Source organism: Neisseria sp. P0021.S006 (assembly GCF_051956895.1).
The window spans coordinates 1-1,604 of record NZ_JBQCWZ010000295.1; the positions used below are offsets into that span (position 1 = coordinate 1).

General features: G+C 49.1%; 2 protein-coding genes. Both read left to right on the forward strand.

Annotation, left to right across the window (positions count from 1 at the left end):
* Positions 1-145: 145 nt before the first annotated feature.
* The gene (gene petA, locus ACTHUM_RS13485; protein ID WP_070606098.1) at positions 146-727 is read left to right on the forward strand and encodes a ubiquinol-cytochrome c reductase iron-sulfur subunit; all 582 of its coding nucleotides are present in this window, start codon (positions 146-148) and stop codon (positions 725-727) included.
* Between the two features lie 18 nt (positions 728-745).
* A partial coding sequence (locus ACTHUM_RS13490; RefSeq protein ID WP_440403110.1) for a cytochrome b occupies positions 746-1,604 on the forward strand: 859 nt, incomplete at its 3' end.

Genomic DNA, 1,604 nt, shown 5'->3' on the forward strand with positions numbered 1-1,604 from the left:
TGATGAAAACAACCCTGCCTGAGTATTGAGCAATATCATAAAAACTTTACCTTATTTTAAATAATGCTTTGAGTATTACAACAAACTAGGTAGAATTACGCTGTTTAATGGCTCGGTATTCCCAAAAATTTAGGACGACTGAATAATGGATAATCAAGAAATCAACAACGGCCGCCGCCGTTTCCTGACACTGGCTACTTGCGGTGCGGGCGGTGTGGCGGCTCTGGGCGTAGCTACGCCCTTCGTGGCCAGCTTCTTCCCATCGGAGAAAGCTAAGGCTGCCGGTGCTGCTGTCGAAGTAGATGTCAGCAAAATCGAAGCAGGCCAAATGCTGACTGCCGAATGGCAGGGTAAACCGATTTGGCTGGTCAACCGCACAGATCAACAGCTCAAAGACTTGAAAAGTTTGGATGGCGCAGTTGTCGATCCTAATTCCGAAGTGGATCAGCAACCGGAATACGCTAAAAACGAGCACCGTTCGATCAAGCCGAACCTCCTCGTCGCTATCGGTATCTGTACCCACCTGGGTTGCTCTCCGACTTACCGTCCCGACATTGCTCCCGCCGACTTGGGCGCAGACTGGAAAGGCGGTTTCTTCTGCCCTTGCCACGGTTCGAAATTCGACATTGCAGGCCGAGTATACAAAGGTGTTCCTGCACCGACCAACTTGGTTGTACCGCCTTACAAATATCTGAGCGATACAACTGTTTTGGTGGGCGAAGACTAAAAATAAGGAACGATAATTATGGCAAACCAAACCAATAGCAAAGCAAAAGCGTTGTTAGGCTGGATGGACGCTCGCTTCCCTCTGTCTAAAATGTGGAATGAGCATTTGGCTCAATACTATGCGCCGAAGAACTTCAACTTCTGGTATTACTTCGGCTCTTTGGCCCTGCTTGTCCTTGTGATTCAAATCGTCAGCGGTATTTTCCTGACCATGAACTACAAACCGGACGGCAACCTTAACGCCTACCATCTGCCTGCTGCCTTTACCGCAGTAGAGTACATCATGCGCGACGTGTCCGGCGGTTGGATTATCCGCTATATGCACTCCACAGGCGCATCTTTCTTCTTCATCGTCGTTTATCTGCACATGTTCCGCGGTTTGATTTACGGTTCGTACAAAAAACCCCGCGAATTGGTGTGGATTTTCGGTTCCCTGATTTTCTTGGCATTGATGGCAGAAGCCTTTATGGGTTACCTGTTGCCTTGGGGTCAAATGTCCTTCTGGGGTGCGCAGGTCATTATTAACCTGTTCTCCGCCATCCCTGTTATCGGTCCTGATTTGTCCACTTGGATCCGCGGTGACTTCAACGTTTCCGACGTTACTCTGAACCGCTTCTTCGCCCTGCACGTTATCGCTGTACCTTTGGTATTGCTCGGCTTGGTTGTGGCTCACATCATCGCCCTGCACGAAGTGGGTTCTAACAACCCTGACGGCGTTGAAATCAAGAAAAACAAAGACGAAAACGGTATCCCACGCGATGGTATCCCATTCCATCCTTACTACACCGTTAAAGACATCTTGGGCGTCGTTGTATTCCTGATTGTCTTCTGTTCTGTGTTGTTCTTTGCACCTGAAGGCGGCGGCTACTTCCTCGAAG